General features: G+C 40.3%; 23 protein-coding genes. 17 read left to right on the top strand and 6 right to left on the bottom strand.

Annotated elements, in window-relative coordinates; all coding sequences use genetic code 11:
- Nucleotides 1-2: 2 nt before the first annotated feature.
- From AAFN64_RS05660 to AAFN64_RS05640, 5 genes are read left to right on the top strand one after another with little or no spacing between them, the layout of a single operon-like run.
- A complete protein-coding gene (locus tag AAFN64_RS05660; RefSeq protein ID WP_347759591.1) occupies nt 3-1,361 on the top strand; it encodes a sigma-54 dependent transcriptional regulator in 1,359 nt (452 codons plus the stop codon).
- A gap of 3 nt (nt 1,362-1,364) precedes the next feature.
- Nucleotides 1,365-1,655, top strand: a complete 291-nt coding sequence (locus AAFN64_RS05655) for a GNAT family N-acetyltransferase (protein WP_347759590.1) — start codon at nt 1,365-1,367, stop codon at nt 1,653-1,655.
- An 11-nt stretch (nt 1,656-1,666) separates the two neighbouring features.
- On the top strand, nt 1,667-2,287 hold the full coding sequence (locus tag AAFN64_RS05650; protein WP_347759588.1) for a dienelactone hydrolase family protein: 621 nt from the start codon (nt 1,667-1,669) through the stop codon (nt 2,285-2,287).
- Nucleotides 2,287-2,637: a hypothetical protein gene (locus AAFN64_RS05645; protein ID WP_347759586.1), complete on the top strand. Its 351-nt coding sequence runs from the start codon at nt 2,287-2,289 to the stop codon at nt 2,635-2,637. The genes AAFN64_RS05650 and AAFN64_RS05645 overlap by 1 nt, the downstream gene beginning before the upstream one ends.
- A gap of 2 nt (nt 2,638-2,639) precedes the next feature.
- Entirely contained in the window at nt 2,640-3,257 is a 618-nt protein-coding gene (locus AAFN64_RS05640; protein WP_347759585.1) for a TMEM175 family protein, read from the top strand.
- On the opposite strand, the gene AAFN64_RS05635 is transcribed toward AAFN64_RS05640, so the two are convergent.
- Entirely contained in the window at nt 3,258-4,847 is a 1,590-nt protein-coding gene (locus tag AAFN64_RS05635) for a sigma 54-interacting transcriptional regulator (RefSeq protein WP_347759584.1), read from the bottom strand.
- 310 nt (nt 4,848-5,157) lie between these two features.
- Here AAFN64_RS05635 and AAFN64_RS05630 point away from each other — a divergent pair, with 310 nt between their 5' ends.
- Nucleotides 5,158-6,096: a ring-cleaving dioxygenase gene (locus AAFN64_RS05630; protein WP_347759583.1), complete on the top strand. Its 939-nt coding sequence runs from the start codon at nt 5,158-5,160 to the stop codon at nt 6,094-6,096.
- A gap of 49 nt (nt 6,097-6,145) precedes the next feature.
- Here AAFN64_RS05630 and AAFN64_RS05625 read toward each other — a convergent pair whose 3' ends face one another.
- Nucleotides 6,146-6,688 carry a dihydrofolate reductase family protein gene (locus AAFN64_RS05625; RefSeq protein ID WP_300491504.1) on the bottom strand — a complete coding sequence of 181 codons (543 nt, stop codon included), beginning with the start codon at nt 6,686-6,688 and terminating at the stop codon, nt 6,146-6,148.
- A 140-nt stretch (nt 6,689-6,828) separates the two neighbouring features.
- Between AAFN64_RS05625 and AAFN64_RS05620 the strand changes: the two genes are divergently transcribed.
- Nucleotides 6,829-7,374: a hypothetical protein gene (locus tag AAFN64_RS05620; RefSeq protein ID WP_347759582.1), complete on the top strand. Its 546-nt coding sequence runs from the start codon at nt 6,829-6,831 to the stop codon at nt 7,372-7,374.
- 40 nt (nt 7,375-7,414) lie between these two features.
- Here AAFN64_RS05620 and AAFN64_RS05615 read toward each other — a convergent pair whose 3' ends face one another.
- Entirely contained in the window at nt 7,415-8,425 is a 1,011-nt protein-coding gene (locus AAFN64_RS05615; RefSeq protein WP_347759580.1) for an NAD-dependent epimerase/dehydratase family protein, read from the bottom strand.
- 64 nt (nt 8,426-8,489) lie between these two features.
- A complete protein-coding gene (locus AAFN64_RS05610) occupies nt 8,490-9,065 on the bottom strand; it encodes a Crp/Fnr family transcriptional regulator (RefSeq protein ID WP_347759579.1) in 576 nt (191 codons plus the stop codon).
- 241 nt (nt 9,066-9,306) lie between these two features.
- On the opposite strand from AAFN64_RS05610, the gene AAFN64_RS05605 reads away from it, so the two are divergent.
- From AAFN64_RS05605 to AAFN64_RS05580, 6 genes are all read left to right on the top strand, one after another.
- On the top strand, nt 9,307-10,293 hold the full coding sequence (locus tag AAFN64_RS05605; RefSeq protein ID WP_347759577.1) for a hypothetical protein: 987 nt from the start codon (nt 9,307-9,309) through the stop codon (nt 10,291-10,293).
- Between the two features lie 390 nt (nt 10,294-10,683).
- Entirely contained in the window at nt 10,684-11,262 is a 579-nt protein-coding gene (nrfH, locus tag AAFN64_RS05600) for a cytochrome c nitrite reductase small subunit (RefSeq protein ID WP_300491509.1), read from the top strand.
- Nucleotides 11,263-11,283: 21 nt separating this feature from the next.
- Nucleotides 11,284-12,774: an ammonia-forming cytochrome c nitrite reductase gene (gene nrfA, locus AAFN64_RS05595; protein WP_347759575.1), complete on the top strand. Its 1,491-nt coding sequence runs from the start codon at nt 11,284-11,286 to the stop codon at nt 12,772-12,774.
- Nucleotides 12,775-12,795: 21 nt separating this feature from the next.
- Nucleotides 12,796-14,094, top strand: a complete 1,299-nt coding sequence (locus AAFN64_RS05590) for a cytochrome c biogenesis protein ResB (RefSeq protein WP_347759574.1) — start codon at nt 12,796-12,798, stop codon at nt 14,092-14,094.
- Nucleotides 14,091-14,948, top strand: coding sequence for a cytochrome c biogenesis protein CcsA (ccsA, locus tag AAFN64_RS05585; RefSeq protein WP_300491514.1), 858 nt, complete (start codon nt 14,091-14,093; stop codon nt 14,946-14,948). The genes AAFN64_RS05590 and ccsA overlap by 4 nt, the downstream gene beginning before the upstream one ends.
- 62 nt (nt 14,949-15,010) lie before the next feature.
- On the top strand, nt 15,011-16,819 hold the full coding sequence (locus tag AAFN64_RS05580; RefSeq protein WP_347759573.1) for a serine hydrolase: 1,809 nt from the start codon (nt 15,011-15,013) through the stop codon (nt 16,817-16,819).
- Nucleotides 16,820-16,856: 37 nt separating this feature from the next.
- Here AAFN64_RS05580 and AAFN64_RS05575 read toward each other — a convergent pair whose 3' ends face one another.
- Nucleotides 16,857-16,997: a hypothetical protein gene (locus AAFN64_RS05575; RefSeq protein ID WP_347759572.1), complete on the bottom strand. Its 141-nt coding sequence runs from the start codon at nt 16,995-16,997 to the stop codon at nt 16,857-16,859.
- Between the two features lie 125 nt (nt 16,998-17,122).
- On the opposite strand from AAFN64_RS05575, the gene AAFN64_RS05570 reads away from it, so the two are divergent.
- Complete coding sequence (locus AAFN64_RS05570; RefSeq protein WP_347759571.1) at nt 17,123-19,510, top strand: TonB-dependent receptor; 2,388 nt, start codon at nt 17,123-17,125, stop codon at nt 19,508-19,510.
- 45 nt (nt 19,511-19,555) lie between these two features.
- Here the strand turns inward: AAFN64_RS05570 and AAFN64_RS05565 are convergent, their stop codons facing one another.
- On the bottom strand, nt 19,556-20,191 hold the full coding sequence (locus AAFN64_RS05565; RefSeq protein WP_347759570.1) for an MgtC/SapB family protein: 636 nt from the start codon (nt 20,189-20,191) through the stop codon (nt 19,556-19,558).
- A 209-nt stretch (nt 20,192-20,400) separates the two neighbouring features.
- Here AAFN64_RS05565 and AAFN64_RS05560 point away from each other — a divergent pair, with 209 nt between their 5' ends.
- The 3 genes from AAFN64_RS05560 to AAFN64_RS05550 all read left to right on the top strand — a co-directional run bounded on the left by AAFN64_RS05560 (nt 20,401) and on the right by AAFN64_RS05550 (nt 23,083).
- Nucleotides 20,401-21,399 carry an SDR family NAD(P)-dependent oxidoreductase gene (locus AAFN64_RS05560; RefSeq protein ID WP_347759569.1) on the top strand — a complete coding sequence of 333 codons (999 nt, stop codon included), beginning with the start codon at nt 20,401-20,403 and terminating at the stop codon, nt 21,397-21,399.
- Nucleotides 21,400-21,402: 3 nt separating this feature from the next.
- Nucleotides 21,403-22,131 carry an SDR family oxidoreductase gene (locus tag AAFN64_RS05555; protein ID WP_347759568.1) on the top strand — a complete coding sequence of 243 codons (729 nt, stop codon included), beginning with the start codon at nt 21,403-21,405 and terminating at the stop codon, nt 22,129-22,131.
- A gap of 145 nt (nt 22,132-22,276) precedes the next feature.
- Nucleotides 22,277-23,083, top strand: coding sequence for a helix-turn-helix domain-containing protein (locus AAFN64_RS05550; RefSeq protein WP_300491526.1), 807 nt, complete (start codon nt 22,277-22,279; stop codon nt 23,081-23,083).
- Nucleotides 23,084-23,143 lie beyond the last annotated feature (60 nt).

The following is a 23,143-nucleotide window of genomic DNA, read 5'->3' as shown; positions in this document are numbered from 1 at the left end:
GCATGAAGGAGAAAATTCTAATTGTAGAAGACGAGTTTATAGTCGCAAACGATTTAAAAATCATGCTCGTTAAAGCGGGCTATCAGATAACCGGGATAGCCTCTTCTGTCGTTCAGGCTCGTAAATTAATCGAATCCAAAAGACCCGATTGGGTTTTACTGGATATTATGCTAAAAGGCGATCTAACCGGAATTGACCTGGCGTGGGAACTGCGCGAAATGCAATTGCCTTTTCTGTATATCTCGGCCAACACCAATCAGTCAACGCTCGAAGCGGTAAAAGAAACGCATCCCTATGGTTTTATGGTAAAACCGTTTAGGGAACGGGATCTGGTGGTGATGCTCGACATTGCCAAATACCGGTTTGATGAGGAAAAAGGCGCCTTTACCTCGATTGCGCCAACAGTACCCGATACGGAAATTGAAGGAATCATTGGCAATAGTGCACTTTTAAAAGATGTGATCGAAAAAATAAAAATCGTAGCACCGGCGCAAACTTCCGTACTGATTTTAGGCGAAAGCGGTACCGGAAAAGAACGCGTAGCCCATGCGATTCACGATCTTTCCGCCCATAAATCAAATGCTATTGTCGTGGTGAATTGTGCCGCTTTACCGCAATCACTGGTCGAATCGGAACTTTTCGGACATGAAAAAGGGGCGTTTACCGGTGCCAATACCCTGCGTATCGGAAAGTTTGAACAAGCCCATAACGGTACGATTTTTCTGGATGAAATCGGTGAATTACCACTGGATTCTCAGGTAAAGCTGTTACGGGTGCTTCAGGAAAAGGAAATCCAGCGACTGGGCGGTTCGTCAACCGTAAAGATAAATGTACGCGTAGTGGCCGCGACCAACCGATCGCTCGAAAAAGAAGTAGCCGAAGGTCGATTCCGACTGGATTTATATTATCGCCTGAATGTCTTCCCGATTCAATTGCCGCCGTTAAAAGAACGCAAAGAAGACATCGAGGCACTGGCCTATTATTTTCTGGCTAAATATGCCGCCAGTTCCCGGAAAAATGTCACCGGTATCAATCCTTTTGCCCTGGCGCAATTAATGCACTATGACTGGCCGGGAAATATTCGCGAACTGGAACATCTTATCGAACGAAATGTGTTGCTGACGCGATCCAATGAAATTGAAAAATTTGACCTTCCTACGAATACGGTTAATCCGCTACAGGAAAATAGCGCTACGCTAAAATCGATGGAGGAGATGGAAAAAGAACATATCATGGCTGCTTTGCAAAAATGCGGCGGAAAAGTTTCCGGTCCGGGTGGTGCCGCCGAACTTTTAAAAATGCAACCGCAAACGTTGTTCTCAAAAATGAAAAAATTAGGTATTAAACAAGGATACGAATAAAATATGGAAACTATAAAATTAGAATTAGACGAAAAAAACCGAGGGGCTTTTAACCTCTATGTCGACGGTAAAAAACTAGGCGAAATGACCGTTAGCCTTAAAGATGCTGTCCTGACAGTCTATCATACCGGTGTAGAACCGGAAGCCGAAGGAAAAGGCTATGCCAAGCTTTTACTAAACGAAATGACCGCATATGTCCGTGCCAATGGGATGCAAATTATCCCACTTTGTCCGTATGTACATGCACAGTTTAAAAAACATCCGGAAGCGTATCTGGATATCTGGAAAAAATAAAACAATAGCCTATGAATTTAGAAAATATAGCAGTCGGATTACCGTTAACCGAGGCCAAAAAAGCACTGATCCTGCTTCACGGGCGTGGTGCCGGAGCCAATGATATCCTTTCGTTAACGCAGTATTTGAACGTGAGCGATTTTGCCTGGATCGCACCTCAGGCCGATAACCATACCTGGTATCCGTATTCCTTTTTAGCGCCATTGGAACAAAACGAACCGTCGCTTTCGAATGCGTTGGAAACCCTTGCGCAAATAGTTAGCGAACTGGACAAAAATGGTATCAAAAAAGAAAATATATACTTTCTCGGCTTTTCGCAGGGTGCTTGTCTTACGCTGGAATTTACAACCCGAAATGCAGCGAAATACGGTGGTATTGTAGCCTTTACCGGCGGATTGATTGGCGATAAAGTGTATGCCGAACATTACACAGGAAACTTTGATCAGACCCCGGTTTTTATTGGTACCAGTGATCCTGATTTTCATGTTCCGGTAGAACGGGTCAACGAAACGGAAATATTGCTGCAAAAAATGGGTGCCGATGTTACCAAAAAAATCTATCCAAACATGGCACATACCATTAATCAGGATGAAATTGATTGGGTTAACAAACTTATTTTTTCTTCAAAATAATGATAACCATCACACGAATTTACAGTGACGAAAACGGCGAAAGTCATTTTGAAGATTTCGAAGTTCCGCTACACAATAATGGAATAATTGGGTTTTTATCGGATGAAAAAACGGTAAAATCCATCGTATTTAGAGAAGTGAGTCCTTCCTACGATTATGATTTCCATACGGCACCCGACCGTCAGTATATTATTTTGCTCGATGGCGGTGTTGAAATTGAAACGTCGTTAGGCGAAAAACGATCGTTTACAACCGGTTCGATATTGTTGGTCGAAGACACCACCGGAAAAGGACACAAAACAAAAAATCTGGAACCGAAATTGCGAAAATCAATATTTGTAAAACTATAAAAATGGAAAAAGAAACCGTACGAATCGAAAACTTTAGTGATGCCGTTTTTGCCATCGCCATTACCCTTTTGGTGCTGGATTTACGTGCGCCGGAAGCCGATACGATAAAAAACGGTTCGGAATTGCTCACTTTTTTAAAAAATCAGTGGACTACCTATCTGGCTTTTACGCTTTCTTTTTTCAGTATTTTTATTATGTGGGTCAACCATCATAAAATTTTTAAACAGATCTATAGTCGCAATACCGCCATTATGTTTGCCAACGGACTGATTTTATTTCTGGTGGCAGCGGTTTCCTATCCTACCGCTTTATTAGCCCGCTTTTTCGGTGGCGAAGCGGCTACTATAGCCGTGGCGGTTTATACCGGAATGTTTGTACTGATCAATATCGCTTACAATCTTTTGTGGTGGATTGCCAGTACCAATAAAAAATTACTACGCCCGGGTATTACCGATCGGGCGATCCGAAAAATCAGGAATAATTATGCCTATGGCTTGCCTTCCTATCTGATCGCTTTTGGAATTTCGTTTTCGTTTCCGGTAACCGCCTTGACGATCAACATGATTTTGCTTTTATTTTGGGCTGTATCCTCCGGAAAAATAAACCTGCAACAGGAATGATCAGCTTATATAGTGTTCTTTTTTAATACCCAATTTCTGCATTTTCGAAATCAGTGTCGTACCGGGTAAGCCCAATACAACCGCAGCGCCTTGCGGACCGAAGATTTTTCCGTTACATTTTTTAACGACTTTTAAAATATGGGCTTTTTCCACTTCCTGTAATGTTGCCGTATATAATTCCGTTTCCGGATTTGTAGTTTCCGTTTTTAAAACCGTTGGAAACGTCATCTCTTTGATTACACCCTCTTTTGCAAATAAAATACTGCGTTCCACCATATTTTCCAGTTCGCGTACATTTCCCGGCCAGGTATTGGCGATCATGCTTTTCAGTACTTTCTTAGAAAAGCCACTGCTCTTTTTACCTGTTTTCAGCGAATGTTTTTCTAAAAAGAAATGTGCCAGCGGCTCAATATCCTCCGAACGGTCGCGCAAAGCCGGAAGTGCTATCGGAAACACATTTAACCGGTAAAACAAATCGCTTCTAAAACGGCCTTCGGCTACTTCTTTTTCGAGCGATCGGTTGGTTGCTGCAATGACGCGTACCTTTACTTTTAAGGTATTTTTGCCAGCAATCCGTTCTATTTCTTTTTCCTGTAAAACCCGAAGTAGTTTCCCTTGAAGTTCCAGTGGCAACTCTCCTATTTCATCCAGGAAGATTGTACCGTTATCCGCTTGTTCAAATTTTCCGATTCGCGTAGCAGTCGCTCCGGTAAAAGCTCCTTTTTCGTGACCAAATAATTCGCTTTCAATCAGATTTTCAGGTATCGAGGCACAATTAACCGTAATGAGTTTTTCGGTAAAAGCCGGTGATAGTTTATGAATCGCATTTGCAATCAGTTCTTTGCCTGTTCCGGTTTCCCCGAAAATTAAAACGGTCGACGGTGACGGAGCTACTTGTGTAATGAGCTCGTAGACCTGTTGCATCGCTTTGCTCTTTCCGATAATTCCATAAAAACCGTTGTCGGAGGCTACCGTTGTTTCGGGTTGTTCAACGGGTTGTTTTTTTAAAAGCTGTAATTCCGCAAAACTACTTTCGTAGACCGTTGCCATTTTAATATTACCTATAGTTATGGCAAGTTGGGTCGCAATTCCGCGCAGCATCCGATTGGATTCCCGGGTAAAAACCGACGCATTTTTAAAAAACAGAAAAAGTACCGTTTGATCATCCTTCCTTATCGGCAAACCAATTCCGATTCCGTTTTTAATTCCTTTCGATGCAATCGGATCGAGATAGACCGGAAGTTGTTTTCTTTCCGAAACCGGTTTTAAATCAAAAACAACAGTGTCGGCCGTATCCAAACAACTATCAAAAAATCCATCATTCACCGGATAGGCTGTATTTTCTGTCGGTTTTAGTACAGTATACTGATAGAAAATCCGGTATTCCGTTTCATTTTTATCGGATGACGCGATGATCAAATCTTCAAAAGAAAAATGATCTTTTAGCAAACTTCCAACAACCGTATGTAACTCGTTATGCGTTACCACTCCGGAAAGTGCCTGACAGACCGACAAGATCAGCTGTTGTTCCCGTTCCCGCTCCTGTAATCGGTTCATCATTATTGTCGCCTGATCTTTCGGATTTTCCATAAGTAAGTAATTGGCACCATTTTTATGCTGTTACAGGGTAAATTTAAGAAATAGCCCGTATTCAACCGCTATTTGTTTCCGAAATAAAACAGAATACCCTCATAAAATTACGATATATCGTACCGATAAAAACCACCCATTAAAAATTAAAAACCTAAACAACAACACTTTAAACAAAAAGGAACAGGATTTGGATACTCTTTAAACGTTACCAATCCGGCCATCGCAATTCTTAATTTAGATTAACCGATTTCCGGGTATAACTGACGTAACTTTGTAAAAGAATCGCAATAATTAAATAGATAACATCATGGAAAATAACATTTTAGGACTACACCATATTACCGCAATTGCCGGAGATGCCAAACGCAATTTCGACTTTTATTCCAAAATAATGGGACTGCGGTTTATCAAAAAAACAGTCAACTTTGACGATCCGGGAACCTATCACTTTTATTTTGGTGACGAAATTGGAAGTGCCGGAACCATTCTAACGTTTTTCCCTTGGGGAGAAGGTATTCAACAGGGACGAAAAGGTTCCGGAATGGCTACCGAAATCGGATATTCGGTTCCAAAAGGTAGTCTTGATTTCTGGCAGAAACGTTTTGAGCAATACAACGTTATTCACAATAAACCAGCTGAAAAATTCGGAGAAAAATACCTTACGTTTTTGGATCCCGACGGGTTAAAACTGGAGTTAATCGAATCGAAAACGGAAGATAATCGGAAACCCTGGGAAACCGACGAAATCAAAGCGAATGTGGCAACGCGAGGTTTTCATACCATTACGCTAACGCTAAACAATATCCAGCCCACGGCTGCCATTTTAACCGAAATATTCGGCTATACCTTAATCGAACAGGATGTAAACCGTTACCGGTATGCAACCACGGCTGTTGAAAATGCAGCTATAGTGGATTTGGTCGAATTACCGGAAGAAAAACGCGGTCATGTAGCCAACGGATCGGTACATCACGTCGCTTTTCGCGTAAAAAATGATGCCGTTTTAATGTACTTCCGCGAAAAAATTGAAGCCTACGGTTTGTCGATTACCCCGCAAATTGACCGTAATTATTTCCATTCGCTTTATTTTAGAGAACCGGGCGGTGTTTTGTTTGAACTCGCAACAGAAAATCCCGGTTTTACGGTAGACGAAAGTTTGGAAGAATTGGGTAAAAATTTAAAACTTCCGGCGCAATACGAACCGAATAGAGCCAGTATTGAAGCCCACTTGGTTCCTATTAATTAAATAGCTTTTGTACACCTGACTGGTTTTTGAAACCTGTCAGGTGTTATTTTTAAATCGGCATATAGGTAAGCTCCACAACGCCCGACCGGAATACGCGGGTGTCGGTTAATTTTAGATTTATTCGGTTTTTCAAATTCTCAAACAAGGGCTTTCCACTTCCTAAAACAACCGGGTGAACCGATATTTTATACATATCGATAAGTCCTAAATCAATAAAGGATTTAATCAGGTTGGCACCACCATACAACCAAATATCTTTTCCGTCCTGTTCTTTTATTTCGGCTACGTTATGCCCCATATTCGACGTGACAAAAACATCTTTTTTATGCTCTCGTTTCTGATTTGAAAAGACAAATTTATTTTTAGAATGGATCTTTTCCCACATTGCTTTTTCGGCCAAATCCGCATGGGCATCGGGCTGATAATTCCCCCAGGCGTCATAACTCACCCTTCCGTAAAACAACGTATCCACGCTATCCAAAAAGGCGTCAAAATCCATATCATCGTCCATAATACACCAATCCACTTCCCCATTTGGTCCCTCAATAAACCCGTCTAAGGTAACGGCAAGATTTAAAATTACTCGTTTCATCACTTTTGCTTTTCTTACAAATTTAAAAAAGGATGGTGTCTTTTCGATGTTATTTTTATCCTTTCTGTAACAGTATGGTTCTCCGTAATAGAATCTGTCGTGGGCTAGCTACTTTAGTCAAAAATTTAATAATTCAAATTATGATGTTTAAAAGACTAGTATTGATTACCACATTATCTTTATTTTCAATTTCAACTTTTTCGCAAGTCGCAAAGAAAGAAGGAACCGTTACAACTAAAATGGATGCTTTTACTTCAAAAACAGGTAGTATTATAAAAATTGTGGATACAAAACTTCCAAAATTAAAAACAACCTATAATGCTACAGTCGAAACCCGAATCAGAAAAATATCGAATGGAGCCGCTTTCGCTTATTTTTTTCAAATCGTAAAAAGCAATAGTATTGCCTCTATTGAATATTCAGATTTAATAGAATTGTTAAAAGCGTTACAAGTTTTAAAAAACGAAATTAATTCCGACATTACCAGTAATCCCGATTATTTGGACAATACGTTTACTACCACTGATGGTTTCCAAATGGGCTATTTTTGTAGCGGAGGAAAAACAAGTTGGTATTTAAAACTGGATAAATCTGGTAGTGACAATACTTTGTTTATTAGTGATAGTGAGGTTATTGAATCTAGCTTTACAGAAGCAAAGAATAAAATGGCTGAACTAAAAAAATAAATAGTAACACCTGACAGGTTTTTGAAACCTGTCAGGTGTTTTACAACCGATGCTCATTTTTCCGCAAATACTGCATCGCTTCCCGAACCGTTTCTAAGGTATTCTTAGGACTAAATCCCAGTTCGGTTCGTGCTTTGGTTATATCGAAATTCTGCTGTAATCCCGAAAACATCGCAATGTCTTTTGTAGTAATAACGGGTGCTTTGCCAATGAGCTTGCTTGTTGTTTCCATCAACCAGGCTACTGTATATAAAATTGGCTTTGGAACCGCCATCGGAAGTTTTAAACCTAGTTCCGGAAACAATTCCTGTGCGATTCGCGTAGTTTCTTTTATTGAGGTACACTGTTCGTTCGCCAGAATATAGCGTTCGCCGTTTTGCCCTTTGGTTGCTGCCAGATAACACCCTTCGGCTACATCGTTTACATCAATCCAGTTTAAGGTAATATTGGTTTCGACCGGTATTTGCTTTTTCAGAATCAGACTAATGATATTGTACGACACATTGAGCGGTGCAAAAGCAACACCACCTATCATCGCCGACGGTAACACGGCAACCAATTCAATCTGATGCTTTTTAGCCAATTCGAATGCCAGCTTTTCGCCATCGTTTTTAGAATTGTAATACATATCCCGACGGTCGGTGTTATAACCGTTACTTTCTTTTGTGGGAAGCTGTCGGTAGTCTAACGCAGCAATCGAACTCACATAAACAATCCGCTTCACACCGGCTTCGGCGGCGGCTTCTATTGTGTTTCGGGTACCTTCCATATTGACCTCATAAATTTCCTTCTTCGGATCTTTCGCCCATAATTTAAACGAAGCGCCCACGGCATAAAACGTATGCACACCTTGTAGGGCTTTTACAAACGAGGCTTTGTTGGTAATATCGGCTTCCACCACTTCGCAATTCAAACCGCCAAATGGTTCTTTGTTTTTCGTATTGCGTACCGAAGCACGTACCGGGATTCCTTTAGCGAGTAGCAATCGTACCAGATTATTCCCCAAATGTCCGTTTGCACCCGAAACAAGTGCCAATTGATGCTGTTCCATTTTTGTTGATTTTAAATGATACGACAAAGTTCTGCCTTGATCATCTAAAACCACTTCACAAATGTTACCTAATGATCTGTTTGCGGATACGGCTTAAACTTTTTGGATTCATGCCGAGAAACGAGGCGATATATTGTACCGGAACGTTATGAACAATTTCCGGTTGGGCATCGATGAGCTTTTTATAACGCTGCTCTGCAGTGAGCGTGGCCAGTTCTTTCGATCGGTTTTCATTATACGATAACGATTGCTGAAAAACAAAAATGCTAAAATCTTTAAATACCGGGCTTTTAAGCGTAAGTGCATCCAGATCGGCTTTTGTAATGCGCAACAGTTCACAATCGGTTATGCATTCCAGATTTTCGTCCGATATCGTTTGATTACTAAAATTAGCATACGAAGTGATAAAACCCGGTGGGCAATTGATATGTGTGGTGACCTCATCACCCTTGTCGTTGTAATGAAACAGGCGTACAAATCCCGAAACCACAAAATACAGGTATTCCGGTACCTTTCCTTCTTCTTCGATAATCTGATTTTTAGATACCGATATCGACGACAAATAATGCCGACACAACGCTTCATCTTCTGCACGGAGTGTTATGTTTTGGGAAATAAGTTTTAATAACGATTCGTACATATTTTTCTTTTGCCTTTTATGAGTTTCACAAAGTTAGCCGACTTAAATGGAATTAAAAAGTAAAAACGGATCCGACTAACACCTGACCCATTTTCGAAACCTGTCAGGTGTTTTTATTTTCATCGATCAGGCATTTATACGGTTTTACACATCAGGTAATTCTACGTTTTCGCAGCCAAATGCGCCATCCTATATTTGATACGAGTCCTAAAATCATTACCAACATTAATTATTAAAATCGATGGCACTTATCAATTTTTTCGCCAATCCCGATAGCTATACACCGGGATATTACCCTACTATTTTAGATGCAGCAGCAGCAATCGCTTCCCCTTTTTTGGTACAACAAAAAAAACAGACCTTTCCCGGGGTAAATGTATCCGGCAAACAGGTTGCTTATAACGGTACGCTTTTTAATGTCAGCACCAATTATATCAATCCGTCTCCCGATTATTACATTCACGTTCCGGACGCTTTTTCAAATGTATGGCCAAGGGTCGATTACTTTCCGAATGCCGCTTACGATCCTACAACCAATACGTTTACTGCCAACATCGACTGCGTTGGCTACGGATCGCGCGTGCTTATCGCTACCGGTAACGACAACCCGACAGAAAATGCCTTTTGTTTGTTTCAGAGTCAGGTAAACCCCGATGCTGCCCATTTTTCGGCACCGGGTTGGATTCCGACCGCTTTTGAATTTGCGGTGGCCTTACCGGTACTTCGTCCCGGACGCTGGAGTTATGTTTGTGGTAGCGTTTATGCTCCCGGCATACAGAAACAGGAATCCGATAAAATCTATAATGGCGTAGCCAAAGGAGGTTTTTCCCAGGCTCAGGCCGGCGATATCGTTTGTATGGCCTACAAAGATGCTGAATCCAACGGTCATTTTATGGTGCTTACCGAAGCCCCACAACCGGTTTCATTGAGTTTGTTTCAAAACCTAGATTCCAAAGTTACAAATGCCTATCGTATTTCGGTATACGACAGTACCGCATCCGGTACTTCGCTACATTTTAACGATTCCCGTTCCGGCGATGGTGATACCGATTCGGGCGTAGGCTATGGCGAACTCTATTTTTTCACTAATAGCAACGACCAGCCAATCGGTTTTATTTTCGGTCCGTGGAAAGGCGGTATGGAAGCAGCGCATTACCTGTATGATCCTAGCGTAGTACAAACCTCCAATCTGGAAGTCATGGCTATAACATTGGGTCGTTTTCAATAAGACGGCTCACTTACCTAATTTACAACTCCTAAAAATTACAAACTACAGCCCAAAAGGTTGTAGTTTTTTTATATCCTACTTCCAGATTAGCAATAAAACACGGGAATTAAATTAAAAAAACAATTCCTATTGAGGACTATTACGATGTTCTTGAGGTCAATTATCAATATCCTCCAGAGTTAAAACAACAGCTTTCTATCGTTATTGATCATTTTAAAAAAACAACACAACACAATGATTATCAACACACAAACAACTTATAAAAACTAAAAAATGATCTTCTAAACGGCCAAAACACAAACAGCATTCTTCTACAAACATGACATTCGTTAGCTTTTTTACTATATCGAGTAAGTACTTTTAGAAAGTCTAATATGTGTTTGATAGCAGATGAAAAAATTACTAAACAGTATACCTCGTGCCTTAATTATTCCTCTATTTATTATAGGTGGTATAGCCGCGGGGCTAAGTACCTATACGGTATATATGTCACGTATGCATTCGTATCTGTCCGACGATCCGTCGGCGTGTACAAATTGTCATATAATGACTCCTTACAATCAGTCGTGGACGCATAGTTCCCACCATTTGCAGGCTACTTGTAATGATTGTCATGTGCCACACGATAATGTTTTCAAAAAATATGCCTTTAAAGCTATGGATGGTCTTAAGCATGCTTCGGTTTTTACGGCCAGAAGTGAGCCGCAGGTTATCCGTCCTCGTACTGCCAGTCATAAAGTGATTATGGATAATTGTATCCGATGTCATACCCAACTCAATACCGAATTGGTAAACACCGGAATGATTGGTTATACCGAGGCTAGAAACGGTGCCGGAAAAGCCTGTTGGGATTGCCATCGTGAAGTACCGCATACCGTTGTAAGCAACCTTTCCTCTTCTCCAAATGCCATTGCACCGCTACCGGAATCCCCTGTCCCGGACTGGCTGAAAGCACTTATAAAAAAATAGGAATCAAAATATAGAAACACTATGTTCAGAAAATTAGCAGAATCAATAAAACGCAAACCAATCATCGGCTGGGGGATATTTGCCGTTGCTATGATTGCCGTATTTATGTTAGGTTTATTAGCGGCCTCTATTACAGAGCGCAGAGCCGAAATCGCTACATTACACAACAACCGGGTAGTCGAAATAACCGGAATTAATCCGAAAAGTGACGAATGGGGGCTTAATTATCCCCGTGAATACAACACCTGGAAAAAGACCAAAGAGATGGATTTCCGTAGTAAATACCTTGGTAATACCTTCGAAGATATTCTCGAAAAACGTCCCGAAATGGTTGTTCTTTGGGCCGGCTACGCTTTTGCCCGCGATTATGCAGCACCACGCGGACATATGTATACGGTAGAAGATGTTAGGCATACACTCCGTACAGGCGCTCCCGAAAACGGACAGGGAGAAATGCAGCCGTCAACCTGCTGGACGTGTAAAAGTCCTGATGTACCTCGAATGATGCAGGAAGTAGGTATCGCAAATTTTTACAAAACACCATGGAGTCAGAACGGTAGTGAGATTGTCAATCCATTAGGATGCGCCGATTGTCACGATCCGAAAACAATGAAACTGGCAATTACCCGCCCTGCGCTGATTGAGGCTTTTGAACGTCAGGGAAAAGATATTGCCGAAGCGACGCCTCAGGAAATGCGCTCCTTGGTTTGTGCACAATGCCATGTTGAATACTACTTTAAAGGCGACGGTAAATACCTGACTTTCCCGTGGGATGGTGGGATGACCGTTGAAGCGATGGAAAACTATTATGACAATGTCAATCATACCGATTGGGTGCATCACTTAAGCAAAGCTTCAATGCTAAAAGCCCAACATCCCGATTATGAACTATACCTTCTCGGACCTCATGCGCAACGCGGACTTAGTTGTGCCGATTGCCATATGCCCTACAAAGCGGAAGGTGGTATCAAATACTCCGATCATCAGATTATGAGTCCGATGAAAAATATTGCTTCAACCTGTCAGACGTGTCACCGCGACAGTGAGGATAATCTGAGAAACTATGTCTATGACTATCAGGATAAGGTATTGGAGATCCGTAACCGAATTGAAAAAGAACTTGCTAAAGTTCATATTATGGCCAAAACAGCATGGGACAACGGAGTTGACAAAGCAAAAATGGAAGGTCCTTTAAAATTAATCCGTCAGGCACAATGGCGATGGGATTTTGTAGGAGCTTCACACGGGGCTTCGTTCCATGCTCCTGTAGAATCACAGCGTATTCTGGCGCATAGCCTTGATCTTACCATGCAGGCGCAACTGGAATTGCAAAAGGTATTATTTCCGCTTGGCGTGATGGACATTGTGATGCCTGATATTTCAACAAAAGAAAAAGCCCAAAAGTATGTCAGACTTGATATGGAAAAACTTCACAGTGCAAAAAATCAGTGGATTAAAAATACGATCCCAAAATGGATTGAAAAAGCAAAAGCGGAAGGTAAACTAAACTGATCTTAAATAATTAAATCCGGTATGAAAAGCAGTAAGACAACAACGAAAAACAAACGAAAAATATGGCAAATGCCTTGGGGGTTTCCGGAAAGTATCACTATCGTTTGCGGTATCGTTGTTGTTGGTAGTATGCTTCAGCTTCTACTTAGAGGTGGTTTTAATTTCTATTTGCTCGCAGCTCCGGTAAATTATTATATCGGAGGAGGTCTTATTTTGACTTGTATTGGTTTATCCTTGTTGAAAAAGAACCGCTTTATAAAATGGTTTTCCGGGATTCCGTTTTCCATATCCTTGATTATGGCATTCTTACTGCTAAGCCTTATCATGGGATTGACACCTCAGCTAACAGGTGAACAGACGAATACCGGAACTATTTTTTCTCAATTAGGATTTGATCAGATGACTCATTCATGGGCTTTTGTCCTGATTTATCTTACCATGTTACTCGCTCTAGGAGTGCTTATAGCACAACGATTGCAAAATTTTAAATGGAAAGATTATACCTTTCATGCCTACCATATAGGAATATGGCTGGTCCTATTCAGCACAGGACTGGGACATGCCGATATGGAACGATATATCATGCACGTACCCGAAGGTGAAACCGAATGGCGGGTATACGATGCTTCCAAAAATGTGAAAGAACTTCCAATCGCGATTCAGCTTAACGATTTTGATATGGAAACCTATCCACCGCAATTGACCATCATTGATCGTCATAGCGGCGCACCACAACCAAAAGCCAAGCCGGATTTCTATTCGATTGATTCCGAAAACTCCAGCGGCATGCTTAACGGATGGCAATTGAAACTGGAAAAATATATTCATCAGGCTATTCGCAACAGTGATAGTACGTATCGCGAAATGCCAATGCCTGGCGCTACTCCCGCAGCGCATATCAGTATGTATAACCCTTCCACCGGAGTCAAACATTCCGGTTGGGTTTGTGGCGGCAATCAGGCGCAACTTTATATGACGTTACCATTAACAGAACATCTTTCCGTAGTGATGAGCCAGGCCGAGCCAAAACGGTTTCGATCTGATGTCATACTATATACCCCTAACGGAACTCCCAAAAAAGCAATCATCGAAGTCAATAAACCGGCTCAGGTGAATAACTGGATGGTCTATCAATACGGTTACAATAATCAGGCCGGGCAATTATCAAAATATAGCAGTATGGAACTGGTTTATGATCCATGGAAAACTGCTGTTTATATCGGTTTTGGACTGATTGCATTGGGGACTATTGCCATGATCTGGAATGGTAAACAAATCAAACATAAGTATACAAACGATAAACAACCTCTCGAAATATGACTTGGGATAATTTTACCGGATTTGCATTACTATCCATAATCTGCTGGTTATCGGCCGGTAGTATACTATATTTCCCTAAACTTCCCAAAAAACTTTCCGATATATTAATGATCCTTGGTCTGTTTATATTTGCATTTTTTATTATCGGACTGTGGATTAAACTGGAACGACCTCCAATGCGAACTATGGGCGAAACCCGTTTGTGGTATTCCTTTTTTCTTGCTGCTTTTGGATACATTACGTATCGCCGTTGGAAATATTCCTGGCTGCTGTCTTTTTCGGCAGTTATGGCTACAGCTTTTGTGATGGTCAACCTCTTAAAACCTGAAATACATTCCAAAAATCTGATGCCTGCGTTACAAAGCAAATGGTTTGTACCTCATGTAACGGCCTATATGCTTTCCTATGCCCTGTTTGGAGCAACAACAGTTGGTGCTTTTATTCAACTATACAAGAGCATCAAATTCAAAAAAAACGATCCGAAAATATTCGATTTTATAGATAATACCGTCTATGTAGGATTCGGATTCCTGATCTTAGGTTTACTGATGGGAGCCGTATGGGCAAAAGAAGCATGGGGACACTACTGGGAATGGGATCCAAAAGAAACCTGGGCTTTTATTACCTCTTTCGCTTATCTGGCCTATATACATCTAAGGCTCCTCGGTAAAAAATACGAAAAATTTGCGCTGTACGTATTACCTATAGCCTTTGTTTTACTGATAATTACATGGATTGGTGTTAATTATCTACCAGCCGCTCAAAAAAGTACCCATGTCTATTCGTCGATGGATTCGTATCTTTTCTATTTCCTTATACCCTATCATCCTAAAAATAAAAATACTGCCCTGTAAAACAATCATGTAGTAAATTTCGTTTATTTGTTAAATCAATCAATCACAAACGAACAATCAACATGAAACCTACTTTATCAACGATTGCCATACTGGCATTTACTTTCGGGTGCATGATCCTCCCGGCATCGGCACAAACAAAATCAAATAGCAAAAACGACATTTCCAAAGTAGAATCCGGATTAATGCCGGCTGTTCGCTTTAAAGGCGAACCACTCTGGACCTTAGAATCCCGGATGAAACATTACGCTATTCCCGGAATGAGTATTGCCGTGATCAAAAATTCGAAAGTGATCTGGAGCAAATCGTATGGCTTTGCCGATGTCGAATCCAAAACCCCGGTCGAATCCAAAACCTTATTTCAGGCAGCTTCTATAAGTAAACCGGTTAGTGCTTATGCTGCATTAAAAACCGTTGCATCCGGAAAGCTTAATCTTGATGCCGATGTCAATTTGTATTTAAAATCGTGGAAAATTCCGGAAAATGAATTTACAAAAGAAAAGAAAGTCAGCCTTAAAAATATTCTCAGTCATACCGCTGGCTTAACAGGACATGGCTTTGCCGGGTATGAAGCCGGTGCGCCTTTGCCATCGGTTATTCAGATTTTAAACGGACAAAAACCGGCTAATTCACCGGCTGTCGTAGTGGATAAACTTCCCGGTACCTCATTTCGGTACTCCGGTGGTGGATATACCATTATGCAACAACTCCTTATGGATCTTGAAAATAAAGACTTCGCTTCCATTATGTCTGAAAAAGTACTTGTTCCTCTGGAAATGAAAAACAGTACTTTTGTGCAACCGTTGCCAACAGCACAAGCATCGTTTGCCGCTACAGCCTATAACGTTAATGGAGTGAGAGTACCGGGAAAATACCATACCTATCCCGAGCAGGCCGCAGCCGGTTTATGGACTACCGCCGAGGATCTGGCAAAGTTTGTCATCGACATTCAAAATACCGTGAATCATAAAAGTTCGCTTGTCCTTTCTCAAAAAATGGCCGAGGCATTTACAACTCCTTTTATCGAATCGTTTATCGGATTGGGGATTTTTCTGGAAAACAAAAACGGACAGGTTTACTTTAGTCATGGCGGTTGGAATGAAGGTTTTTCCAGTAAATTCGTAGGTAACAAAACCAACGGCGACGGAATTGTAGTGTTAACCAATACCAATAAACCGGAATTTATAGAAGAACTCATTCGTTCGGTTGCTTCGGTGTATCAATGGCCGGATTATATAACACCTGCTCATACCATTTTACCGTTAACCCAACAGGATTTTAATAATACGGGACGTTACAAATCAAACAAATACGGATTTTATAAAGTCTATAGCGATAACGGAAAATTAATGTTGATCAACAATATAGAACGTCCGGTAGCACTGCTTAAAATATCCGAAAACACCTATGCGCTTCGTGACGCGCCTTTTAACGTAAAAATTACAGGAGATACAAAAATGGGAACAAAAGAACTTACATTGGTTTTTCCGGATGAACCGGCCCGTCCTGGAAATCCACAGCTAAAAAACGATGAAAAAGTACCTTTAGAACTACTTTTGGAAGGTTCGTTTGAAAAAGGTCAGAAAGCCTATCAAAATGCAAAAACCGAAGATCCCAACCATCAGTCCCTTTCCGAAGATTATCTAAATCGTTTGGGCTATAGCCTGCTGAGTCAAAAAGATTTTACAAAAGCAATCGCCATTTTCCGTGTCAATACACTATTGTATCCCGACAGTGAAAATGTGTACGACAGCCTGGGAGAGGCCTATATGAATACCAGAGAAAAAGACAAAGCAAAACAAAACTATCAAAAGGCGTTGGAATTAAATCCAAAAAACGAAAACGCTGCCCAAATTTTAAAAACATTATAAAAAGATACGACCTTCAATCACGAAGGTCGTTTTTATTTTAAAAGATAGTATCGCTTACATTGGTATTTCCAATTTTATTACCCATCTGGAAAAAACGGCCGATTCCCGTATACGTCAGGCGTTTGATCATAAGCATTATTATAGCAACAACGATCCAACGATACGAATCATGGATCATCTGAGATACTCGTTTATCTAAAAAAATATTTTAGTATAAAAACAATAAAACATCCCTTTTATCCCTTATATATTTAATTCGGTTTCGATATTCACCATTCACTATCAAAAAACAGCTATTATTATATGACGATCAGCATCCCGTTTTACCGTAACGCTTCAGGAATTATTCTTTTTTTAGTATTCTTTTTTTACACGGTATCCGGATTTGGTCAATCGATTAGCGGAAAAGTAACCAATTCTGAAAATCATCCCGTTATGGATGCTCAAATCACGCTTACCAATGCCGGTGTACAAAAGCAGAGTCTTACAGATAAAAATGGTTTTTATAAAATGACTGTTCCATCGGGTAATTACCTTTTTGAGATTGTAAAAGAGAATACAACCCTGTTTTCGCAAAACATAACCATTGATCGTGATACGCTAAAAGACATCACCCTTACGATAACAACCAACGCTAAAGTCGATTTGGAAGAAGTGACCATCATCACCAAAAAGAAACTATTGGAACGCAAAGTGGACCGAACCGTCTTTAATGTTGAAAATTCTATTAACGCTCAGGGTGTCGATGCCATTGAAGCCTTATCCAATACACCACAGGTAAAAATTACCGATAATGCGATTCTGATTGCCGGTAAAAGTTCGGTCGCTGTAATGATCAATGACAGACTATTGAATTTACAAGGTGAGGAACTTCTCAATTATCTAAAAAGTATCCGTTCGGACGATATCGCCAAAATTGAAGTGATCACTACGCCACCGGCAAAATATAGTGCCGAAGGCCTAAGCGGACTGATCAATATTATTTTAAAGAAGAATAGTAAAATCGGATGGAATGCTTCCCTACAGGCGGGCGGTTTTTTTTATTCGGATGCCGTACTAAATTCAGGTCGATCGGGAGGAATTTTTAATTATCAGAATGAACGCTTATCATTGTCGACCGGATTTACCTATACGGGTTTTAAACGGCAACAAAACACAACCAATAACATTACCTATACGAATAACGATTACTGGAATAACACCGGGGAATCGCTATATAAATCCGCGTATATAAGTCCGAATCTAAAAGCCGAATACAAACTGAATGCTAAAAGTACTGTCGGTTTTACTTATAATTATTCCACAATGAATACCGATCAGCGGCTTAACAGCGAAACCTTCCGGAAAATTACGGCTGTCGAACAAAACTTTCAATCGTTATCTACCGATAGCCTGCAAAACCAATACCATTCCGGTACTGTTTTTTACGACCTGAAACTGGATACTCTTGGCACCGTTATCCGCTTTTCGGGCAACTATCTAAAAGCTAAAACCGATACCGACAAATGGGCTAAAACCTATGAAAACAGTACTGAAAACACCTTACTAAACAACAATACCGGTCATTATCAAATTACCGCTTTTCAGGCCGATCTCGAAAAAAAACTGTTTGGTCTTATTGGGGAATTTGGTCTTAAATATACCGCGATCCGGAATGATGCTTTGCTAAAAATATACGACATTGAAAATGGTATTCCGATTCTAAATACGGCGATTAGCAATGACTTTTTTTACCGGGAAAACAATTATGCCGCCTATTTTAGTTTACTACGGAAATTAGGTTCCAAATGGGAAGCCAAAGCCGGTTTACGTTATGAATATACCTATCTGGAAGGCAGTATTCCCAACCAACAACAGACAACCAATCATTACGGTCAGTTTTTCCCAACCGGATATCTGACTTATAAGCCTAATGAAAATCACGCTTTTAGCCTTAGTTATTCCAGACGCATTAACAGGCCTAATTTTCAGTCATTAAATCCATTCCGCAGGTATTATTCCACCTACGAATATCAGGAAGGGAATCCGTATCTAAGACCTGCAATCAGTAATACTATTGAGTTGAATTATACTTTAAAAAACAATTTTAACGTTAACCTTTACTATACCCGATCCGATGATAATTGGGACCGAATCATTCGTTTTAGCGATGGTTTTAGGATCCACCAACTGGAGAATTTCTATACCATGCATACCTACGGTACCACGATCAGTTATACACAAAACCATTTAAATTGGATGGAAAACACAGCCAGTTTACAAGGTAGTTTTATGACTACGGAATCCGATATACCCGATGCTATAGCTGTTAGCAACGGCTTTCTTGCAGAATGTAATCTGAACAGTACCTTTCCGCTCAGAACGGACAAAACCCTGTCTTTATTTGTAATTCTAGCCGGAAATACGCCCTATCAGTATGGAAATACTTTTTTCTACGGTTATTTTAAAAACTCGATTGGAATAAAGGGTTCCTTTCTTAAAAAGAATCTTGCTTATACCTTTCTTTTTAATGATGTTTTCAATACCACACAATCAAAAGGAGACGAATATTTTAAAGATTTCCAGTCTTTTTATGCCTATCGATCCAGTAATCGTTATCTGAATTTGTCCGTGACCTATAAATTTGGAAATAGCACGATTAAAGGAGTCAATCAAAAGATTCAATTCGATGAAAATAACAGGGCTTTATAATTGATAAACCTCATAATAGCGATTTAACTACGTTTGCGCTATTGGCTATAATTCTATTTTAGAAAAAAAAGATTCCAATAAAAGGGCTTTACTCAGCGATTCCAGTTGTTTTTCGCTGGCGTGTATCTCCCAACTTAGTATAATCGTATCCAATTCTTTTTGCTGAGCAATCAACCTTGATTTGACACCATACTTTACAAAAAGTTCGGTACATCGGGAAAAACCATCGTCCTTTTTATCAAATGTGATATGCAGTGTCCGGTACTGATTGATTCGGTCGATTTTATTTTGCAGATAGGTCAATGTAGTCAGTACCAACAATATCAAACCACCGCCACAAGCCGAAATCAGATAATGCCCGGCTCCTATTCCCATGCTGATGGCTGCCACCGCCCAAATCGTCGCGGCAGTAGTAATCCCGTTTATATGATTGTCGGCTCTAAAAATAACACCGGCGCACAAAAATCCCAATCCGGTTACGATATTGGAAGCGATCCGATCCGGATTACCTTCTCCCCCTATCCAAATGGACATAACGGTAAAAAAACAAGCCCCTATTGAAATCAGTATTGTAGTTCGGAATCCGGCTGCTTTCCCCCTGTATTCCCGTTCTGCACCAATAATAGCGCCCCAAATAACAGCTATAAAAAAACGTAGCATTATTTCCATTTCTATTGCCATACCGTATTGCTTTTTAGACTATTATAAATATATCTATTTTTTTTGATCAAAACACCCGCTACACCTGACAGGTTTTTAAAACCTGTCAGGTGTTACAAAAAAAGCAAAAAATCCCTTGACATTTTAAACAAAGTAATTTGACATTTTAAACAAAATGACAGCATTCATAACCCGGTAATTTTGTCCTATAACTTTTAATACTAAAAAAGATGAGACAGAACAATTATCAGGGCGCGTTACAACAACCTATTGGTTCCGGATTTAACGCAACAGCAACTACAAATGAGGTAATCAAAGGAATTGACCTCAACGGAAAAATCATAATTGTCACCGGTGGTAATACCGGTATCGGACTTGAAACGACTAAAACACTTGCCAGTGCAGGTGCAACGGTAATCGTTGCCGCAAGGGATATCGAAAAAGCAACGAAAAATCTTGACGGTATCAAAAATGTGGAACTGGAAGTACTGGATGTTATGAATCCGGATTCGATTACCGCTTTTTCCAAAAAATTCCTGGCGTCCAACAGACCTTTGCATATCCTTATTAACAATGCCGGGATTATGTGGGTACCTTTGCGTAGAGACAGTCGCGGATTCGAATCACAACTGGCTACCAATTATCTGGGACAATTTCATCTAACCGCGATGTTATTCCCTGCCTTAAAAAAAGCTAACGGTGCGCGGGTAATCAATGTGTCTTCCTTAGGTCATCAAATGGCTCCTTTTAATTTTGAAGATCCGAATTTCCTTCACCGGGAATACGAAACCTTACAAGCTTACGGACAATCCAAAACGGCCAGTAACTTATTTGCAATGGAACTCGACAACCGCGCCAAAGCATTTAATGTACGGGCCTATTCCTTACATCCCGGTTCCATTGGCGGTACGGAATTAGGTAGAGAAGCATCATTAGAATTATTCCAAAAAATGGGATTCCTGGACGAAAACGGAGCCATGCTGCCGGAAGTAGCCGCACGATTAAAAACCATTCCGCAAGGTGCCGCAACAACGGTATGGTGTACGACAAGTCCGCTATTGGATACGATTGGCGGCGTGTATTGCGAAGATACCGATATCGCCCCATTGGCCAACGAAGCCAGTGTCGGATCTTATGGTGTGGAATTGTATTCATTAGACGAATCCAATGCTAAAAAACTATGGGATTTAAGTGAGCAGCTAACCGGTATAAACTTTCCAATTCTTTAAAAAATGAAACCTTTTAACGGAAAAATCGCGGTTATCACGGGTGGTAATAGCGGAATCGGGTATGCTACGGCAAAAGAACTCAAAGAAAACGGCGCCACGGTCATTATCACAGGACGCCGAAAAGAAGCTATTGAAAAAGCGGCTTTGGAATTGGGTGTTACCGCTGTTGTGGCCGATCAATCCAGTGTGTCCGATATTACTCATTTAGTCGCCACCGTTAGTCAGCAGTTTGGTAACATAGATATGTTGTTGATCAATGCCGGAATAACCAGTGTGTCCGCCATAGAAACGACCACCGAAAGTATGTTCGATTCCATAATGAACGTCAATTTCAAAGGTGCTTTCTTTACCCTAAGCCGGTTTATTCCTTTTCTGAATGAGGCAACATCGGTTGTGTTTTTATCCTCAACATCAGCAACCATATCGCCGCCAAATGCTTCGGTTTATGCCGCGAGCAAAGCCGCGCTGAATGCTTTTATGAAAATCGCGGCTCTTGAATTGGCTCCGAGAAAAATAAGAGTGAATGCTGTAAGTCCGGGACCGGTAGCCACCGAAATTATGGATAAACTAGGACTGGATAAAAATGTCGAAACGCAAATGATAAACAGTATTCCGTTGGCCCGTTTCGGTAAGCCGCAGGAAGTAGCACGTTTGATCACCTATCTGTTGAGTGACGAAGCGTTGTTTATTACCGGTTCTGCATTTTTAATCGATGGCGGACAATCGATTTAAGTTGCTTGTTTAAAAAGCCTGTTTTAGATCAGACAGGCTTTTTATTCTTTTAAAACATTTTGACATTTTAAACAAAGTTATTCCTATAATACGCAGTACTTTTGTAGTGATCAGCGTTTTATAAAAAACTATTTTATACTATCTTATGGAATATCAGGCGAAATACATCACTCCGGACATCAAACTTTCCAGTTATGATGATAAATTATTCAAATCGGATATTATGTTTGACGAGCATATGTTGATCTGGTTTATTTCCGGGGAAACAAAAATCATTCAGGCCGATAGTACTTTCTTTTTTAAAACCGGAGACATTTTTCTGATTCCCAGAAATCAATTGGCCACCATAATCAATTACCCCAAAAATGGTCAGCCACACAAAACAGTTGTGATGCATTTGACTATAGAACGACTTAAAAAGTTCTATGAAAAAATAGATATCCCAAAAAAATTGTTTTCCGAACATAAAATATATCATTTTAATACGCATCCCTTATTAGAAAGTTGTTTGTCATCTCTGATTCCTTATTTTGAATTAGAAGGTAATTTTCCGGAGCATATCGCTTCCTTAAAAATCACCGAAGCCATCAGTATTTTAAGAGAAATCGATCCAAACATTGATACGATTTTAGCTAATTTCGATGAACCGGGTAAAGTGGATCTGATTCATTTTATGGAACGCAATTTTATGTTTAATATGCCCCTGGAAAAACTGGGCTACCTTACCGGTCGCAGTCTTTCCACTTTTAATCGGGATTTTAAAAGGCTGTTTAATACTACACCTCAAAAATGGTTGACAAAAAAAAGACTGGAATTGGCCTATTATCAGCTTACAGAAAAAAGGAAAAAACCAATTGAAATTTATCTTGAAGTTGGTTTTGAAGATCTTTCGCATTTCTCTTTTGCGTTTAAAAAACAATTTGGAATAGCGCCAACTGCTTTACTCAAATAAACAAAACCTTATGAGCCATACAACAAAGTACATTTGAGCTTCTCAACAAAATGCTAATCT

It is taken from the genome of Flavobacterium sp. CAU 1735, assembly GCF_039888695.1.
GTDB lineage: Bacteria > Bacteroidota > Bacteroidia > Flavobacteriales > Flavobacteriaceae > Flavobacterium.
Note: the sequence above shows the minus strand (reverse complement) of the source record. Positions and strands in the feature narration are given on the sequence as shown.

What these genes read in the sequence shown, in the direction of transcription:
- AAFN64_RS05625 (WP_300491504.1), bottom strand. Translation starts at nt 6,688, where the DNA reads ATGAAACGAGTAATTTTAAATCTTGCCGTTACCTTAGACGGGTTTATT.
- AAFN64_RS05550 (WP_300491526.1), top strand. Translation starts at nt 22,277, where the DNA reads ATGGAATATCAGGCGAAATACATCACTCCGGACATCAAACTTTCCAGT.
- AAFN64_RS05620 (WP_347759582.1), top strand. Translation starts at nt 6,829, where the DNA reads ATGATGTTTAAAAGACTAGTATTGATTACCACATTATCTTTATTTTCA.
- nrfH (WP_300491509.1), top strand. Translation starts at nt 10,684, where the DNA reads ATGAAAAAATTACTAAACAGTATACCTCGTGCCTTAATTATTCCTCTA.
- AAFN64_RS05640 (WP_347759585.1), top strand. Translation starts at nt 2,640, where the DNA reads ATGGAAAAAGAAACCGTACGAATCGAAAACTTTAGTGATGCCGTTTTT.
- nrfA (WP_347759575.1), top strand. Translation starts at nt 11,284, where the DNA reads ATGTTCAGAAAATTAGCAGAATCAATAAAACGCAAACCAATCATCGGC.
- AAFN64_RS05565 (WP_347759570.1), bottom strand. Translation starts at nt 20,191, where the DNA reads ATGGCAATAGAAATGGAAATAATGCTACGTTTTTTTATAGCTGTTATT.
- AAFN64_RS05560 (WP_347759569.1), top strand. Translation starts at nt 20,401, where the DNA reads ATGAGACAGAACAATTATCAGGGCGCGTTACAACAACCTATTGGTTCC.
- AAFN64_RS05605 (WP_347759577.1), top strand. Translation starts at nt 9,307, where the DNA reads ATGGCACTTATCAATTTTTTCGCCAATCCCGATAGCTATACACCGGGA.
- AAFN64_RS05610 (WP_347759579.1), bottom strand. Translation starts at nt 9,065, where the DNA reads ATGTACGAATCGTTATTAAAACTTATTTCCCAAAACATAACACTCCGT.
- AAFN64_RS05635 (WP_347759584.1), bottom strand. Translation starts at nt 4,847, where the DNA reads ATGGAAAATCCGAAAGATCAGGCGACAATAATGATGAACCGATTACAG.
- AAFN64_RS05615 (WP_347759580.1), bottom strand. Translation starts at nt 8,425, where the DNA reads ATGGAACAGCATCAATTGGCACTTGTTTCGGGTGCAAACGGACATTTG.
- AAFN64_RS05650 (WP_347759588.1), top strand. Translation starts at nt 1,667, where the DNA reads ATGAATTTAGAAAATATAGCAGTCGGATTACCGTTAACCGAGGCCAAA.
- AAFN64_RS05645 (WP_347759586.1), top strand. Translation starts at nt 2,287, where the DNA reads ATGATAACCATCACACGAATTTACAGTGACGAAAACGGCGAAAGTCAT.
- AAFN64_RS05590 (WP_347759574.1), top strand. Translation starts at nt 12,796, where the DNA reads ATGAAAAGCAGTAAGACAACAACGAAAAACAAACGAAAAATATGGCAA.
- AAFN64_RS05660 (WP_347759591.1), top strand. Translation starts at nt 3, where the DNA reads ATGAAGGAGAAAATTCTAATTGTAGAAGACGAGTTTATAGTCGCAAAC.
- AAFN64_RS05630 (WP_347759583.1), top strand. Translation starts at nt 5,158, where the DNA reads ATGGAAAATAACATTTTAGGACTACACCATATTACCGCAATTGCCGGA.
- AAFN64_RS05575 (WP_347759572.1), bottom strand. Translation starts at nt 16,997, where the DNA reads ATGATCCATGATTCGTATCGTTGGATCGTTGTTGCTATAATAATGCTT.
- AAFN64_RS05655 (WP_347759590.1), top strand. Translation starts at nt 1,365, where the DNA reads ATGGAAACTATAAAATTAGAATTAGACGAAAAAAACCGAGGGGCTTTT.
- AAFN64_RS05580 (WP_347759573.1), top strand. Translation starts at nt 15,011, where the DNA reads ATGAAACCTACTTTATCAACGATTGCCATACTGGCATTTACTTTCGGG.
- AAFN64_RS05555 (WP_347759568.1), top strand. Translation starts at nt 21,403, where the DNA reads ATGAAACCTTTTAACGGAAAAATCGCGGTTATCACGGGTGGTAATAGC.
- AAFN64_RS05570 (WP_347759571.1), top strand. Translation starts at nt 17,123, where the DNA reads ATGACGATCAGCATCCCGTTTTACCGTAACGCTTCAGGAATTATTCTT.
- ccsA (WP_300491514.1), top strand. Translation starts at nt 14,091, where the DNA reads ATGACTTGGGATAATTTTACCGGATTTGCATTACTATCCATAATCTGC.